Source organism: Lutimaribacter saemankumensis (genome assembly GCF_900100005.1).
Taxonomy (GTDB): domain Bacteria; phylum Pseudomonadota; class Alphaproteobacteria; order Rhodobacterales; family Rhodobacteraceae; genus Lutimaribacter; species Lutimaribacter saemankumensis.
Genome location: NZ_FNEB01000001.1, coordinates 104,598 through 118,889, shown reverse-complemented (window position 1 = coordinate 118,889; position 14,292 = coordinate 104,598). Strand labels below are relative to the sequence as shown.

The window sequence follows — 14,292 nt, the reverse complement described above, 5'->3', positions numbered from 1 at the left end:
GCGTCTATCGCAAAGGCCATGCCCTGCTCAACTGAGTTTTCGTGTATAGGTCCAGGTGGGCACCTTCGCCCCCCGTGCGACCGAGAAGTTTTCGGCGTCGCCCAGATAGGCGAAACCGGCGTTTGTCAGCACCCGTGCCGAGGCCGGGTTGTCCTGGAAGACCTCGGCGAACATCGTCTGCGCTGCATGGGGATTGGAGACCAGCATCGCCCCAAGCGCCGCCGACGCGACGCCGGTGTTCCAGAACGCGGGCGCGACCCAGAACGACACCTGGCTTTGTGCGCGGTCCAGCCGTTCCAGCCCCATCAGGCCCATCACCTCGGTTCCGCCAGCGGCGCTGGAATCCATCGCCCAGATATCTTCGGTCCGGTCCGGCGCCTGCGCCCGCGCGATCATCGCCTCGGCGGCGCCGGGCGGCAGCGGGTGCGGGATCGACCGCGTCATGCAGGCCACGCGCGAATCCCCGGCATAGAGCGAGATAAGACCCGCATCCGAAATGCGCAGCGGGCGCAGCACGAATCCATCGGCCTCGATCCGGGGCTGGTTTGGACTAAACTCGACATTCATGCGCTTTCTCCTCCGAAAAGCACGAGAAGGACGGACGCGACGGTCAGCGCCGCAAGCGTCCACATAAGGTAACGTTCCGCAGGCGTGCCCGCGACCGTGTGTGCAATCCGGTCGCCTGCGAAGGTCCAGATCGGGTGCAGGATAATCTGCAACGATAACAGGCAGATGGCGATCGTTGCCGTGGCCTGCAAGGTTGGTGTGCCCGGTGTCACGAAATTGGTAAATCCCGTCACGATCATCGCCCAGGCCTTGGGGTTGAGCGGATGAACGGCCAGTCCGGCCAGGAAACCGGGGGCTTTTTCCGCCTCGGCACCCGGGGAAAGGCGCAGGTTCGCGACCTTCCAGGCCAGCCAGCAGATATAGACGAGCGAGGCCCATTTCAGCGCCGTGAACGCCCATGGGTAGCGCACCGCGACCTCCATCAGGCCAAAGCCGATGGGCCAGATGATGATCTGCTTTCCCAGTGCGACGCCAGCCACGAATGGCAGCGCCGCGCGCAAGCCAAAGCGCGCGCCGGTCGCCATCAGCGCCATGTTGGCGGGCCCCGGTGTGCCGACCTGGCTGGCACCGAAGACCAGAAAATTCATCACGGCAACGCCCATCGGTCGCTTGCCTCCTGCAACGAAAAAGGGGATCGGCCCGTTCGCCGATCCCCTTACTGATTTAACCGTTAAGGTCGGCTTACTCTGCGGCCTCCACTTCCGGGAGAACGGAAATGAACGTGCGGCCCTTCAGGCCCTTGTGGAATTTCACACGGCCTTCGGAGGTTGCGAAAATGGTGTGGTCCTTGCCTTGGCCCACGCCTTCGCCCGGCCACCACTTGTTGCCGCGCTGACGTGCGATGATGTTGCCGGGGATCACTTCCTGACCACCGAATTTCTTGATGCCGAGGCGGCGACCGGCTGAGTCGCGACCGTTACGGGACGAACCGCCTGCTTTTTTGTGTGCCATGGGTTGGTCTCCTTATTTCCCAGCCAGTTCCTTGGCCTGATCGATCCAGCCTTCGCGCTCGATCCGGCCCTTGAACGACAGTTTCTCGTCCATCGCTGCCACGTCCTCTTCGGTCCAGGCTGCGATCTGGGCAAAGGTGGTGACCCCTGCCTCGTTCAGTTTCTTTTCCAGCGCGGGGCCGACGCCCGACAGCTTTTTCAGGTCGTCAGCGCCAGTTGCAGCAGCTTTCGCGGCAGGCTTGTCCGCCTTCTTGGCTGCGGCTTTCTTCGGGGCCGCGGCAGCGGCGGCAACGCCTGCGACCGAGCCTGCACCGATAGCGGCCTTGACGCCGGTCTTGTCCGCGCCCGATGCCAGGATCTCGGTGATCCGCAGCAGGGTCAGCTTCTGGCGGTGACCGACGGTGCGCTTGGACGAATGCTTACGGCGGCGACGGACGAAGTTGATAACCTTGTCACCCTTGACCTGGTCGATCACCTCGGCCTGCACGGCCGCGCCGTTGACCAGCGGAGCGCCGACAACGGTCTTGTCGCCACCAAGCATCAGAATTTCATTGAACTGGACGGTTTCTCCAGCATCGGCGGCCAGTTTTTCAACGCGCAGCACGTCGCCCGACTGGACCTTGTACTGTTTGCCACCGGTTTTCATAACCGCAAACATCGGTTTGTTCCTTTCATTGCCGCGTCCTGGGGCCCCCTTGCGGGCGTTCTTGGCATAAATGCCGCCGCGGACAGCGTGCCCTTTCGGGCAATATCAAACGATTGCCGGGCAGAGTCGCCCCTGCCCGGATGCGCGCTTTTCCCTTATCGGGATGTGCAAGTCAAGGGCAATCGCGGGGCGTGGTCACAACTCTTCGCCCGATGCCATGCGGCTGGCCACGGCAAGCCCCATCGACAGCGAAAGATCGCCGTACATGCTGTCGAACCCCGCGAAAAGCGCCCGGTTGAGCGCGCGGCCCGCATCGCTGCGCGACAGGGCGATATAGGCCGCCAGCGTTTCGACCGGCAGGTCGTCATAGGCCATGGTCAGGTAGGAAAACAGCCATTCGCGCGTATCCGCGCGGGTTTCGGCCTCCTGCCCCCAGACATCGGCCAGGATGTCGTCTTCGGTCATGTCGATGGCGCCGCCCTGGACCAGGCCGGCGAAGAACAGGTAATTCGCGTTCATGGTGCCGGCGACATTGTATTCGATCAGGTCGTTGATATCGACGTAATCGGCGATCAGGCGCCGGCGGTTCGTGGATTTGTCCGCCTCGCGCCACAGCGCGCGCGCGGCCTCTTCGATGCCGGGCGACATGAACGCGCGGCGGGTTTCGATTTCGGCCTCGACCAGGGCCCGGCCCGCCTCGCTTTCGAAGAACGCGACAAGCGGCGCAGGGTCGACATCACCGAACGCGGCGGTGAAATGCGCGCGCACGACGGTGCGCATTTTGCCGGTATCGTAGATGCGTTCGACCAGCGCACGCCAGCCGGGCCCTTCGTCGCCCTGCAACATGTCGCGGGCCAGGCTGTCGCCATAGGCCAGCCCCTCGTCGCGCATCACGTCGATCAGACGATCCAGTTGCATGGCCGCGAACAGACGGTCGATTTCGGCGGCCGACTCGCGCATCGGCAGCACGAGCAGCACCACCAGGGCCAGCAATCGAAACAGGGCGATACGGGGCATCAAAGCTCCTGCCCCGGTGTCAGGTCGGCCATCGCGACGGCCAGAACTTCGAACCGGTTTGCCATGATCTCGTGCTGGACGGCATTGAGCAGCTCATAGACCCGGCGCATCTGCGGATGTTCAAGCGCCTCGGTATAAAGCCGCAGGTCTTCGTCGGAAAAGTCGCGATAGGTAAAGGCGGCGCTGGCCAGAGAATTGGCACGCAGCTCCACCCGCAATTCGTCGCGCCCGTCGGCCAGAACGGCGCGCAGGGCGTCTTCGTCCAGCGGCCGGTCCAGCACCCCGGCCACCGACGCCGCCATCAGGAACCGGACCTGGATTTCCTCGATCGCGCGCACGGCGCTGTCGTCGCTGCTGATCGCGTCGTTCATGCGCTGGAAATAGGCGACGCGCGGGCTGCCTTCGGCGACGAGCGCGGCAAAGATCTCCTTGCCCTGCTCCAGCTTGCCGGCATCGTCCGGCATCATGTGCGAGGCATTTTCCGCCGCGACCAGCCGTTGCCCAAGGTCGCTGGCGTAGAAATCGACCGCATGCATCAGGTCGTCCTGATCCAGCGTTTCCTGCAGGATGGCGACCGCCATGTCATGCATCGTGCCGGTGTCGAATATCCGGTCGGCCAACTGCGTCCATTGCGCGCCGAAATCCCCGGCCTCGCGTCCCAGCATGCGGGGCGCGCTTTCGGCCGACAGCGCGATGGAGTCGAGCGCCACGTCAAAGCCGGTGGTCGTCAGGAATGCCTCGATCCGGTCGCGGTCCGCCGCGCGCAGGGGCAAGGCAAACGCCGACACCGCCAGCAGAAGGGCCATGATGAAGGCGGGCATACGCGAAAGAAAGCTTGGTGTCATGGGGCGTCCGTCACAGGTTCGAGCCATGAGGACAAGGGTAAGCCATTTGAATTCGCAAGCAATGTCAAAACGCCCCTTGAACCCCGCCGCAAAGCCGATTAAACGCACCCACCAGACCCCCGCGGAGAGGTGCCGGAGTGGTCGAACGGGGCGGTCTCGAAAACCGTTGTGGGTGCAAGCCCACCCAGGGTTCGAATCCCTGTCTCTCCGCCACTTATTCCGGCAAGCGATTGTTTTGAAAGAAACTCAAGGTGAAGGCGCCTACAAGCCTTCCAGCATGCCATCTTAAATGTCTTACTAGGCGAAGAGTTTGCTGCAGCTTCTCGCGCGGGGAACACCTCATCAATAGCTTTCCTTTTGCGTGCACCAGAGGACGCCGGTTTTGCAGCCAGCGACTCTTAGTTAAGGGTTGAATCAAGTACTTGATCCAAGTTCGCTAGGCATCATTGATAAAGTAGAAGTCTCTTTCGCGGCAATGAGAGGAGTGGCGCGTGGATGAAGGTTTTGAATGGCTCGTCGAAGGCTTGCAATACGATCCGCCAAGGACCGTTCACAAGTTTATTAGCGCAGACGCCCCGCATTTTTGGGATGCTATAGAAAAGGCGGTATTAGAGAACAAAATATTCTTCTCCCCTGTCGCTAACCTCAATGACCCTTTTGAGGCACGGCCTGTATACAAAGAAGATAGTGTGGCTCAGGTCCAAGAATATCTAAAAAAATGGGAGCGGACCTTTGGCAAGGGGACGACCATTACAGGCGGAAATGCTTATGAACTTGCAAAAGAAAATGGCTTGTCTGGATTCGACCTTGCCGTGAATGCCGAGAAAAACAGCGGATACTCAGCGGAGTATGCGAAGTTCCTTATCTCAAAGGCAAAGGCAATACTTGAAGACTCAAGAAATTGGACGTCAGTTACGAGCTTCACTCTGGGGTGGTCCTCTCCGTTGTTCTGGGCGCATTACGCTAACAGTCACAATGGCGTTTGTTTGGAATACAAGGTCGATCCGGAGTCGATGCTACAAGGAAGGCTCAGACTGGTACCGGTAACTTACTCAGAGGAAAGGCCGGTCGTTTCTACGATTGAGTTGTTAAAACGAGCGGGCGCTGGCACCGGTGGGCGCGCGAAAGAGTTAATAACACCGCAAGATCTCGGAGAGACTGTCACGAAGCTTGCGCTCACAAAGCCCGCTGAGTGGAGCTATGAACAAGAGTTTCGGTTGGTTGACACCAAGGGATCAAATGCTCGCACCTACCAAGCGGTTCCATCGCTGGCAGTCAATCGAATTTACATCGGCACAAATGTTGCCTCAGAAACCCGGGAAAAGATTAGGGCATCGTTTGGGAAATCAGTTGAAGTAGTACAAGTGGGTTTGTGCGACAGGGCTTTTTCGCTGAAGTACTCATAACGGGCAAACTTTCAGGCACGTCACCCGGTTGGGCAAAGCGATGGGCCGGGGCGTTGGATGCCACCCCAGCCCGACCAGCCTCGCCGTGGTAAGCAATCTGGCCCTGCGCCGCGCCCTCCGGAGTTACCAGAAAGGCAGAGGGCAGCGCTCTGTCGGGGTTTATTGCGACACTCGCCGACTTGCCGGATCGCTTTTGGCCAGCTTACCGGCCCGGCAGCACGCCGAAGGCCAAAAAGATGCCATTGCGCGCCGCGTCTAGGCTTTCCTTTGTCATCGACTTTGGCAGGTCCGGCGAAACGTCTGCAGGTCGCCAATCGGTTTGAGGCGTCGGCCCACCATTTGCAGAGACATTCACGCTTTCTACCAGCAGCACCTTGCTCCTCGATCCCCGGAACCCACGCTATTCCGAGGCAAGCTGCGCTGGTGTGAACTCGGCATCCAGTGCCGCGAGCGTGGCGCGGAACAGGGGCTCCAGCCCTTCCGGGGCCGGGCTGACCTGGCCGGAATCGATGGCGGTCTCCATGTCGGACAGCGCCGTGTGCAGCCGCCGCGCCCCAAGGATCGCGGCAGAGCCTGCCAGCCAGTGGACCTTGTCGCGCAGCACATCGGGCGCGGTGTCGCCCGCATCGAGCCTCTGCAGCAGCTCTTCGCCCAGCGTTCGGAAATCCCTCAAGAGCGCGGCGCGCTTTTCCGGGCCGAGGGCGACCGAAAGGGCCGCAAGCACCGCGGCGTCGATCAGCGGATCGGATGCGCCGGGCACAGGCGCGGCAGGTACCTGCCCGCGCAGCACCGCGCGCAGCATCGGCCATGTCACAGGTTTGGTCAGCACTTGGTCGAACCCGGCCTCGAGTGTCCTGGGGCTTTCGGCGGCCTGGACATGCGCGGTGAAGGCCACGATCCGGGTCTTGGCATTCGGCCCCTGCCCGGCCCTTATTTTCCGCGTCGCCGCTGCCCCGTCCATTCCCGGCATCGCGATATCCATCAGGATCAGGTCGAACTGGCGTTTTTCGGCCAGGCCAAGTCCGTCGTTGCCATTCGCCGCTTCGTCGACGAGATGGCCGTCCTTTTCCAGCATTTCGCGCAGGATGAAGCGGTTGACTGGGTTATCCTCGACCACCAGCACACGCATCGGTGCGACCTGGCTTGCGACGAACAGCTCTTCGCCTTGCGCGTCGGGGTCGGTGTCGGCGGCCAGCGCCGGCAGCGGCAGGCGGACCCAGAAAAGGCTGCCCTCGCCCGGTTCGCTTTCAACGCCGATCTCGCCGCCCATCGCCTCGGCCAGACGGCGGGTGATCCCGAGCCCGAGGCCGGTGCCCCCCGGATCAATCCCGTCCTGACGTTCGATGCGCACGAAATCCTCGAATATGCGCGTGCGGTCGGTCGGCGCGATGCCCGTGCCGGTGTCCGAGACCTGGATTTCGACCAGCGGATCGCCATCATGCCCCGTGCCCGTCAGTTCAAGCGCCACCGTGCCGGACGTCGTATGTTTGATCGCATTGTCGACCAGATTGTTCATGATCTGGCGCAGCCGTGCCCTGTCACCGCGCACCAGACGCGAACCAGGCAGGTGCACGATCCGCTCCAGCCGGATGTTGCGCGCCCTTGCCGCGGGCTCGAAGCCGCGCATGATGGAATGGCTGAGCGCGTCCAGATCGACGACCTGCTGGGACAGCGTCACCTGCACGGCCTCGAGTTCCGCGATATCGAGAACGTCGTTGATATGCGACAGCAGCGTTTCGCCCGAGCTTTCGAGGATTTCCAGGTACTGGCGAAGCCGCGGGGTATCCAGCTCGTCGCGCAGCAGGTCGATCACCCCGATGATCCCGTTCAGCGGCGTGCGCATCTCGTGGCTCATCACGGCAAGGAAACGCGCCTTCGCCCGCTCGCCGGCCAGTGCCTGATCGCGGCTCTGGCGCAGATCCTCTTCGATGGCAAGACGATGGGTGATGTCACGGAAGACGTAGACCCGCACGCAGCCGAAAGGCGTTTCCTCGGAGCCCAGCGATGCCTCGAGCGGCAATTCGCCCCCCTCGCACCGGAACCCGGTGACGCGCTGGCGCCGCGTCTGGCCATCCAGTTCCGAGGGCTCGCACAAACGCGTGATCGGCTGCCCCAACGCCTCGGCGCGGGTAAGGCCGAACAGGGATTCGGCGGCGGCGTTGAACTCGGTGATCCGGTCGTCGCCATCGGTGACCACGATCGCATCGCGCGAAGTCGTGACGATCGTCGAAAGCCGTGTCGTGGTCTGGCGCAACTCGCGTGCGCGGGACCGGATGGACCTGACCAGACGCCAGACCAGCAGGCTGAGCGCGGCCATCAGTACGAGAAGCGCCACCACGACATAGGCAAGGTTGCGGAGCGCCTTGAAGATGTCGGTGCGCATGGCTTCGTGCCGCTCTGCCACGGTTTGCGTCACGCGCGATGCAAGGGCACGCAGTTCCCCGCGCGACTCTTCGAGCGCGGCAAGAAGCTGAGGCGCAGAATCCAGCAGGATGTAATCGTCGGAATCGATCAGCGGCAACAACGAGTCGATGCGCGCGGAGAACCGTTCGAGGCGGTCGATCTCACCGGCTGCCGAAATGTGTTCCTGGTAAAGCGGTGACACGCGCAGTGTCGCCAGCCGGCTGTAGAACACATCGAACACTTCGCGCAGATCGGCTGCCGTCCCCGTGCCTTCCAGCATCTGCATCTGGACGGCGTTTTCGAGCTGTAGGAATTCAACCTCGGTCTGCGTCACCGTCCAGACCAGGTTGTCGCTGCGGCTGCTGGCGAGCGTCCGCATTTCCTGTGTGCCGCGCCAGGCGATGCTGGCCCCGATCACCATCAACAGACCGATACCGGTCAGCAAAACGGTAATGGGCAGCCAATCGTACCGCCAGCGCCAAAGCCTTTTCACGAAATTCGGCATCATGGCCTCCGAAGGCAGATTACGGCGTCACCTCGATACGGTCCAGTTGCCAGATGCTTTGCGCGTAGATCGTTTCAGTTTGAAAGTCGGTGTGCGAGTCGTAAGGATACACCAGCCAGAGCGGGCCCTTGTCCCGTGTGGCCATTGGCTTGCCGTTGCGTTCATAGGCCACCAGCGCCCCGTCGGGGCGCAAGTCCTCGACGGGAATTTCGATCAGGTATTCGTTCTTTGCGGTCAGCGTCAAAAGCCCGTTTTCGATGCCAAGGCAGCGCACCAGCGTTAGCAGCCGCACCCCGCGGAAATGCTGCACACCGTCGGTCCAGATCGTCGTGGTCGAAAAATCCTCGGCCGGAAGCGCACGAAGCATGGCGTCGTCGAGCATCACCTCGCGCACCTTGGCCTGTTCGGCCTGGGCCAAGCCCATGTGAATCTCCAAAAGCGGCCGCCCCTGTGGCGGGGGCATGTGGCAGTCGGCCATGCCCTGGGCCGTGCCCGCCAAAAGATGAAGCGCGGCACAAGCCACCATGAAAAGAGACCGGTTTTCACGCACCATCGCCACAGAACCCATTGTCGCCCAAAAACTAATCTGCATTACGGATACTCTAGAGTGTTGCGGCGTTCGTCCAGATACCTATGCTAAGGTGTAGGGGGCCGTATGATGGCAGGGAAAGGACGGGCATGGCGACGGTTCTGATCGCGGATGACCACGAACTCGTGCGTGCGGCATTGGTAAGCTACCTGCACGACGCGACAGGCTATGACGTGGTCGAGGCCGCGACGCTGGAAGAGGCGCTCAAGGCCATTGCCGACAAGGGCGGGTTCGACCTTGTGCTGCTGGATTACACGATGCCGGGAATGAGCCTGCCCGCGGGCCTGGCCAAGGCGATCGAGGCCAACGCCCCGCACCCCGTCGCAATCCTGTCGGGCACCGCCCCGCCCGAGGTCGCGCGCCGCGCCCTTTCGGCAGGCGCGCGCGGCTTCCTGCCCAAGTCGATAGACCCGGACACGATGATCAGCGCGGTGCGTCACATGATCGCCGGGCATGTGTACCGGCCGCAGGATTTCCTGGATGCCGAACAGAAGGGGCTTGGACCGATCCACATCACCCCGCGCGAGATGGACGTCCTGCGCGGCGTGATGGAAGGCAAATCGAACAAGGAAATCGCCCGCGACCTGAGCATTCAGGAAGTCACGATCAAGCTGCATGTGAAAACCATTTGCCGCAAATTGCAGGCGCGTAACCGCACACATGCGGCCATGCTGGCGCGCGATCTGCAACTGGTCTAACCGCCATTCGCGGCGGTCAGGTCTGCGCCCCGGCAATCGCGGCGCAGCCCCGCAGCGCAACATGGGGGTCGGTCACCAGCGTGACCGGAACCCGTGCAAGCAGATCGGCATACGCCCTGCCGCCCACCATGGCGGCGTGGACTTCGGTCCAGTCCAGCACATCGGCCAGCGCCATCGACACGCCACCGGTCAGGAAGATGCCGCCGGTCGCCATGTGGCACAGCACCATGTCGCGCATATATGCGGCAAGCGCATCCGCGATGACCCGCTGAACGGCCGCATGGGCCAGGGCATCGGCCCCCTGCTGGTTGTCTCTTTCCGCAAGCACTTTCGCCAGCCACGGCAGGGCGCGCCCGGAAATCACGTCTTCGGCCACGACCTCGCCGCCATGGAGCCCGGCAAGCGCGCGGAGGCTGTCGGTCACCTGGGGCAGCGTGACGTTGCCCGCCTCGGAGGGTGGCACGAACGTGCCCGCGGGGCCTTCATGCACCACGCAGGCGTTCAGACCGGTTCCGATATTGACGACAAGGCGCGCGCCCTGCCCCGTTTGCGGCCCCGCCAGATGACGCAGCCCGTCAGGGCCGAGCCGCGACAGGCCATAGCCCTGCCCGACCATGTCGTTGAACAGCGTCACGGGCACCTGCCCCAGCTCGGCGCGGATCTCTTCGGGGTCGAGAACCATCGCGCGGTTGGTGAGAGGCAAAAGACCATCGCGCGGCGCACCCGCCGCCGCGATCGCCACCCCTTCGATGTCGCCAGATGCGTAAACCGCGCGGTATTGCGCCAGGATCGCGCGGAAATCTTCGGTTCCTGCGGGCGCACGCCACAGCGTATCCGGCAGGATCTGTCCCGCCTGCGCCAGCGCAAGGCGCACCGAGGTGCCGCCGATATCTCCGATCAGGTACATGCGCGGATAAAGATCACACCGCGCGCCAAATGCAAAGCGGCCCCGCGCATTGCCGGGGCCGCCTCGTCGCAGTTGTGGCAAATCAGGCGCGGCGGCGGCGGCCCCCGGCGCGGCGGCCTCCGCGGCCTCCGGCTGCATCTTCACCCGGTGCCTTGTTGAAGCGGATCCAGTCCCCGCCATGCGGGTCGTTGTTGGTCAGCAGGTTGGCGGCGCGGATGGCCTCCATTTCCTTGCCGGGGCGGAACTGGGTGCTGCCAAGCCCGAAAAGCTGGCAGAAGGTTTCGTCGTCCATGTCCGCAGGCAGGATGATCCCCGCCGCTTCGACTTCGGCGCGCTTTTCGGCGATCTTGGCCGCGCCGACGGGCAATGCGCAGGGGTTCATGATGGCGCTGGTCATGCCCGCGCCCATCGCCATCGGCAGGAAGGCGTTGTTGATGCCATGACGGTTGGGCAGACCGAACGAGATGTTTGACGCGCCGCAAGTGGTGTTGACGCCCAGCTCTTCGCGCAGGCGGCGCACCAGGGTAAAGACCTGGTGGCCCGCCGTCGCCATCGCGCCGATCGGCATCACCAGCGGATCGACCACGATGTCATGCGCGGGGATGCCGAAATCGGCGGCGCGTTCGACGATCTTCTTGGCCACGGCGAAACGCACGTCGGGATCTTCGGAAATGCCGGTGTCGTCATTCGAGATCGCGACCACGGGAACGTTGTATTTCTTGACGAGCGGCAGGATCGCCTCGAGCCGCTCTTCCTCGCCGGTGACCGAGTTCAGCAGCGGGCGGCCTTCGGCTGCGGCAAGCCCGGCCTCGAGCGCGCCGGGAACCGAGCTGTCGATGCACAGAGGCACGTCTACCAGCCCCTGCACCAGTTCGACGATCTTGGTCATCAGGGGCGGTTCGGTCTCGTTCGGGTTGGGGTTGGAGTTGTAGACCACGCCGGCGTTGATATCGAGAACCGTCGCGCCTGCGGCAACCTGTGCCACGGCATCCCTTTCCACGGTCGAAAAATCGCCCGCTTCAAGCTCGGCGGCCAATTTCTTGCGGCCAGTCGGGTTGATGCGTTCACCAATCACGCAAAAGGGCTGATCGAAGCCGATAATGGCGGTCTTGGTTTTCGACTCAACGATGGTGCGGGTCATATGCGGTTATCCTTGGGTTTGTGCGGCGGGCACGGCTGCGGTGCCGCCATTGTCGATGGCCCATTGGGCGTTGGTCTTGATGCCGCCCAGCGGGAAGAAGTGGACATGCTCGATGTTGAAATCGGGATTGGCGGCCTTGTGGGCGGCCAGTTTCGCGATCACGTCGTTCGGTTCGTAGGGCAGAAGCAGCTTGGAGACATCCATCGCGCGCTTTTGCAGAACCTTGAGCGAGGGGCCCACGCCGCAAGCGATGGCGAACTTGATCAGCGTCTGCAGTTTGGCCGGACCGGCAATGCCGATATGGATCGGCAGCTCGATGCCTTCGGCGGCCAGGCGGTCTGCCCAGGCGATGATCGGATCGGCGTCAAAGGCGAACTGCGTGGCAAGCGCCATCTTCGCGTCGCTGCGTTCGGAAAACGCCTGTTTCCAGCGCAGAGCGTCCATCACGGCGGCGTCGCCGCCATCGGGGTCGATGTCACGGTTGCCTTCGGGATGGCCCGCGACGTGCAGGCGTTCGAACCCGGCCTTGTCGAACAGGCCGGTTTCCATCAACTGCATCGAGCAGTGGAAATCGCCATGCGGCTGGGCCACGCCGCCCGCCAGCAGCAGCGCCTGTTTCACATCGGCCTCGCCCTGATACATGGCAATCCAGTTTTCCAGCATGGCCGCGTCCTTGATGATGCGAGCCGGGAAGTGCGGCATCACCTTGTAGCCTTCGGCGTTCAGCCGTTTCGCGGTCGCGACCATGTCGGCGATGGGGGTGCCCTCGATATGGGCGATGTAGACGCGTGTGCCTTCGGGCAGGATTTCGCGGAAATCTTCGACCTTTTCGGCGGTGCGCGGCATCACCTCGATCGAATAGCCCTGCAAGAAGGCTTCGACCTCGGGGTTGACGGTTTTGACGCTGTCATCGCGTTTCTTGAAATTCAGCAGAGCCATCATGGCCTCCCACACGCCCTTGGGGTTCATGCCCAACCATCGTTCGCGATCAGGGCCTTGATGCGGTCCTGATCAAACTCGGCCTCAAGGCGCGCGGCCTCGGCCTCGGCGATCTCAGCGGGATCGCCTTCGACGGTGTACGGGGGTGCCTTGCGCCATTCGGCCAGGTAGGCATCGGTATCCGCTGCGCCCACTTTCATGGCGGCGCGGTCGATGGCCTGTTCGAACCGTTCGGGCAAGGGTTTCTTGGCACCGCGACGCCCCTTGCCGACGATGACCTGCGCCGGGATATCCCGCCAGTAAACGATCGTGACATCGGGCATTGCTTGATTCCCCTGTTACCGTGATCCGCTTGTAGGACAGCGCGTTTGCGACAAGAGGGCGGTTTTCGACATTCCCGCCGCACTCTGCGACCATTTGGACATAGCAGCGGCACCCCATGACTGACCACAGCGGGGCATCGTCAAAATCACCAACATCTTTATGAGTCCCGCATGGCAGAGCTTGCGCGGGACGCGGCAAGTCACTAGTTTGAAAGCAACTCGAAATGGAGGGCGTGAAATCATGGCGCCCAAGCGTCCCAAAGGTGCGGGCGCGTTCCCGAAACCGGTTGCAACCCCCGCGCCGAAACCGCCGGATCCGGCCGAGCTCTATGCCGCGCTGGATCTTGGCACCAACAGTTGCCGGATGCTGATCGCCCAGCCCAAGGGCAGTCAGTTCCACGTTGTCGACAGTTTTTCCAAATCGGTGCAACTGGGCGCCGGGCTGGAACAGACCGGTCGGCTGAGCCGGGCGTCGATGCGGCGCACGGTTCAGGCGTTGCGCATCTGTCAGCAAAAGTTGAAGCGCCACAGGGTGCGCCGGATGCGTCTTGTCGCGACCGAAGCCTGCCGTCGCGCCAAGAACGCGGCCGATTTCATCCGCCATGTGCAGCGCGAAACCGGGCTGAAGCTGGAAATCATCCAGCCCGAGGAAGAGGCGCGGCTGGCGGTGATTTCCTGCGCGCCGCTGGTCAGCACCAAGACCGAACAATTGCTGGTGGTCGATATCGGCGGCGGCTCGACCGAGCTGGTGTGGATCGACATCAGTTCTGTCCCGCATCGCGAACGTCCGCGCGCGATCATGCGGCTGCATGCCGGGTTTCACCCCACCGACAGCCCGTTTCCCGCGGCCAAGGTGGTGGACTGGATCAGCGTGCCGCTTGGCGTGGCCACGCTGCGCGACCAGTTCAACGACGTAGAGGACGATGCCGCGCGGTTCGCCCTCATGAGCTGGTTCTTCGAAGAGAACCTGGCCGAGTTCGCCCCCTACAAGGACGAGCAGACCCGCGACGGGTTCCAGATCGTCGGCACGTCGGGCACGGTCACGACGGTGGCGGCCTCGCATCTTGGGCTGAAGCGCTATGACCGGACCAAGGTGGACGGGCTGCGCATGACCAGCGACCAGATCGACCTGGTGATCCGCGACTACCTGGCGCTTGGCCCCGAAGGGCGCCGCCGCGACCCGCGCATTGGGCAGGACCGGCACGCACTGATCATGTCGGGCGCGGCGATCCTGCAGGCGCTGCTGCGCTGCTGGCCGACCGACCGGCTGAGCGTGGCGGACCGCGGGCTGCGCGAGGGGCTGCTTTACGCGCAGATGAGCGCGGACGGCGTATTGGAAGACGGACCTTTCTAGGA

The 14,292-nt window shown here is 63.0% G+C and carries 16 protein-coding genes and 1 tRNA gene; 4 read left to right on the top strand and 13 right to left on the bottom strand.

The genetic code is table 11. The annotated features are described in order from the left end of the window. Positions 1–27 precede the first annotated feature (27 nt). The 6 genes from BLT50_RS00565 to BLT50_RS00540 form a co-directional block, all read right to left on the bottom strand. A complete protein-coding gene (locus BLT50_RS00565) occupies positions 28–567 on the bottom strand; it encodes a GNAT family N-acetyltransferase (protein WP_090025408.1) in 540 nt (179 codons plus the stop codon). Then, positions 564–1,169, bottom strand: a complete 606-nt coding sequence (locus BLT50_RS00560) for a LysE family translocator (RefSeq protein WP_090025404.1) — start codon at positions 1,167–1,169, stop codon at positions 564–566. The genes BLT50_RS00565 and BLT50_RS00560 overlap by 4 nt, the downstream gene beginning before the upstream one ends. A gap of 79 nt (positions 1,170–1,248) precedes the next feature. After that, on the bottom strand, positions 1,249–1,518 hold the full coding sequence (gene rpmA / locus BLT50_RS00555) for a 50S ribosomal protein L27 (RefSeq protein WP_090025401.1): 270 nt from the start codon (positions 1,516–1,518) through the stop codon (positions 1,249–1,251). A 12-nt stretch (positions 1,519–1,530) separates the two neighbouring features. Then, positions 1,531–2,175 carry a 50S ribosomal protein L21 gene (locus tag BLT50_RS00550; protein WP_090025398.1) on the bottom strand — a complete coding sequence of 215 codons (645 nt, stop codon included), beginning with the start codon at positions 2,173–2,175 and terminating at the stop codon, positions 1,531–1,533. Between the two features lie 183 nt (positions 2,176–2,358). Next, complete coding sequence (locus BLT50_RS00545) at positions 2,359–3,180, bottom strand: DUF2059 domain-containing protein (protein ID WP_090025396.1); 822 nt, start codon at positions 3,178–3,180, stop codon at positions 2,359–2,361. Further along, positions 3,180–4,025 (bottom strand): DUF2059 domain-containing protein, encoded by an 846-nt coding sequence (locus BLT50_RS00540; RefSeq protein WP_090025394.1) that lies wholly within the window; start codon positions 4,023–4,025, stop codon positions 3,180–3,182. Before BLT50_RS00540 ends, BLT50_RS00545 begins: the two co-directional genes overlap by 1 nt. 123 nt (positions 4,026–4,148) lie before the next feature. Between BLT50_RS00540 and BLT50_RS00535 the strand changes: the two genes are divergently transcribed. Both BLT50_RS00535 and BLT50_RS00530 read left to right on the top strand, forming a co-directional pair. Then, positions 4,149–4,238 (top strand) — tRNA-Ser (locus BLT50_RS00535). 278 nt (positions 4,239–4,516) lie between these two features. Further along, positions 4,517–5,431 (top strand): DUF2971 domain-containing protein, encoded by a 915-nt coding sequence (locus BLT50_RS00530; RefSeq protein ID WP_090025392.1) that lies wholly within the window; start codon positions 4,517–4,519, stop codon positions 5,429–5,431. A gap of 202 nt (positions 5,432–5,633) precedes the next feature. Here the strand turns inward: BLT50_RS00530 and BLT50_RS19190 are convergent, their stop codons facing one another. From BLT50_RS19190 to BLT50_RS00520, 3 genes are read right to left on the bottom strand one after another with little or no spacing between them, the layout of a single operon-like run. Beyond that, the gene (locus BLT50_RS19190) at positions 5,634–5,804 is read right to left on the bottom strand and encodes a hypothetical protein (RefSeq protein ID WP_175491359.1); all 171 of its coding nucleotides are present in this window, start codon (positions 5,802–5,804) and stop codon (positions 5,634–5,636) included. A 27-nt stretch (positions 5,805–5,831) separates the two neighbouring features. Next, positions 5,832–8,339: an ATP-binding protein gene (locus tag BLT50_RS00525; RefSeq protein WP_175491358.1), complete on the bottom strand. Its 2,508-nt coding sequence runs from the start codon at positions 8,337–8,339 to the stop codon at positions 5,832–5,834. Between the two features lie 19 nt (positions 8,340–8,358). Beyond that, a complete protein-coding gene (locus BLT50_RS00520) occupies positions 8,359–8,931 on the bottom strand; it encodes a putative pterin-binding protein (RefSeq protein ID WP_245723242.1) in 573 nt (190 codons plus the stop codon). 86 nt (positions 8,932–9,017) lie between these two features. Between BLT50_RS00520 and BLT50_RS00515 the strand changes: the two genes are divergently transcribed. Further along, a complete protein-coding gene (locus tag BLT50_RS00515) occupies positions 9,018–9,626 on the top strand; it encodes a response regulator transcription factor (protein WP_090025388.1) in 609 nt (202 codons plus the stop codon). 16 nt (positions 9,627–9,642) lie between these two features. Here the strand turns inward: BLT50_RS00515 and BLT50_RS00510 are convergent, their stop codons facing one another. The 4 genes from BLT50_RS00510 to BLT50_RS00495 form a co-directional block, all read right to left on the bottom strand. Next, positions 9,643–10,533, bottom strand: coding sequence for a glucokinase (locus BLT50_RS00510; RefSeq protein ID WP_175491357.1), 891 nt, complete (start codon positions 10,531–10,533; stop codon positions 9,643–9,645). A gap of 82 nt (positions 10,534–10,615) precedes the next feature. After that, a complete protein-coding gene (locus BLT50_RS00505) occupies positions 10,616–11,674 on the bottom strand; it encodes a methyltetrahydrofolate cobalamin methyltransferase (protein WP_090025386.1) in 1,059 nt (352 codons plus the stop codon). Positions 11,675–11,680: 6 nt separating this feature from the next. Further along, positions 11,681–12,613, bottom strand: a complete 933-nt coding sequence (locus BLT50_RS00500; RefSeq protein ID WP_090026922.1) for a methylenetetrahydrofolate reductase — start codon at positions 12,611–12,613, stop codon at positions 11,681–11,683. 26 nt (positions 12,614–12,639) lie between these two features. Beyond that, complete coding sequence (locus BLT50_RS00495; protein WP_090025384.1) at positions 12,640–12,936, bottom strand: virulence factor; 297 nt, start codon at positions 12,934–12,936, stop codon at positions 12,640–12,642. Between the two features lie 241 nt (positions 12,937–13,177). Here BLT50_RS00495 and BLT50_RS00490 point away from each other — a divergent pair, with 241 nt between their 5' ends. Next, positions 13,178–14,290, top strand: a complete 1,113-nt coding sequence (locus tag BLT50_RS00490) for a Ppx/GppA phosphatase family protein (protein ID WP_090025381.1) — start codon at positions 13,178–13,180, stop codon at positions 14,288–14,290. Positions 14,291–14,292: the final 2 nt, after the last annotated feature.

Excerpts from the sequence above, each read along its gene's own strand:
- BLT50_RS00565 (WP_090025408.1), bottom strand. The coding sequence starts at position 567 with ATGAATGTCGAGTTTAGTCCAAACCAGCCCCGGATCGAGGCCGATGGA.
- BLT50_RS00560 (WP_090025404.1), bottom strand. The coding sequence starts at position 1,169 with ATGGGCGTTGCCGTGATGAATTTTCTGGTCTTCGGTGCCAGCCAGGTC.
- rpmA (WP_090025401.1), bottom strand. The coding sequence starts at position 1,518 with ATGGCACACAAAAAAGCAGGCGGTTCGTCCCGTAACGGTCGCGACTCA.
- BLT50_RS00550 (WP_090025398.1), bottom strand. The coding sequence starts at position 2,175 with ATGTTTGCGGTTATGAAAACCGGTGGCAAACAGTACAAGGTCCAGTCG.
- BLT50_RS00545 (WP_090025396.1), bottom strand. The coding sequence starts at position 3,180 with ATGCCCCGTATCGCCCTGTTTCGATTGCTGGCCCTGGTGGTGCTGCTC.
- BLT50_RS00540 (WP_090025394.1), bottom strand. The coding sequence starts at position 4,025 with ATGACACCAAGCTTTCTTTCGCGTATGCCCGCCTTCATCATGGCCCTT.
- BLT50_RS00525 (WP_175491358.1), bottom strand. The coding sequence starts at position 8,339 with ATGCCGAATTTCGTGAAAAGGCTTTGGCGCTGGCGGTACGATTGGCTG.
- BLT50_RS00520 (WP_245723242.1), bottom strand. The coding sequence starts at position 8,931 with ATGCAGATTAGTTTTTGGGCGACAATGGGTTCTGTGGCGATGGTGCGT.
- BLT50_RS00515 (WP_090025388.1), top strand. The coding sequence starts at position 9,018 with ATGGCGACGGTTCTGATCGCGGATGACCACGAACTCGTGCGTGCGGCA.
- BLT50_RS00510 (WP_175491357.1), bottom strand. The coding sequence starts at position 10,533 with ATGTACCTGATCGGAGATATCGGCGGCACCTCGGTGCGCCTTGCGCTG.
- BLT50_RS00505 (WP_090025386.1), bottom strand. The coding sequence starts at position 11,674 with ATGACCCGCACCATCGTTGAGTCGAAAACCAAGACCGCCATTATCGGC.
- BLT50_RS00500 (WP_090026922.1), bottom strand. The coding sequence starts at position 12,613 with ATGGCTCTGCTGAATTTCAAGAAACGCGATGACAGCGTCAAAACCGTC.
- BLT50_RS00495 (WP_090025384.1), bottom strand. The coding sequence starts at position 12,936 with ATGCCCGATGTCACGATCGTTTACTGGCGGGATATCCCGGCGCAGGTC.
- BLT50_RS00490 (WP_090025381.1), top strand. The coding sequence starts at position 13,178 with ATGGCGCCCAAGCGTCCCAAAGGTGCGGGCGCGTTCCCGAAACCGGTT.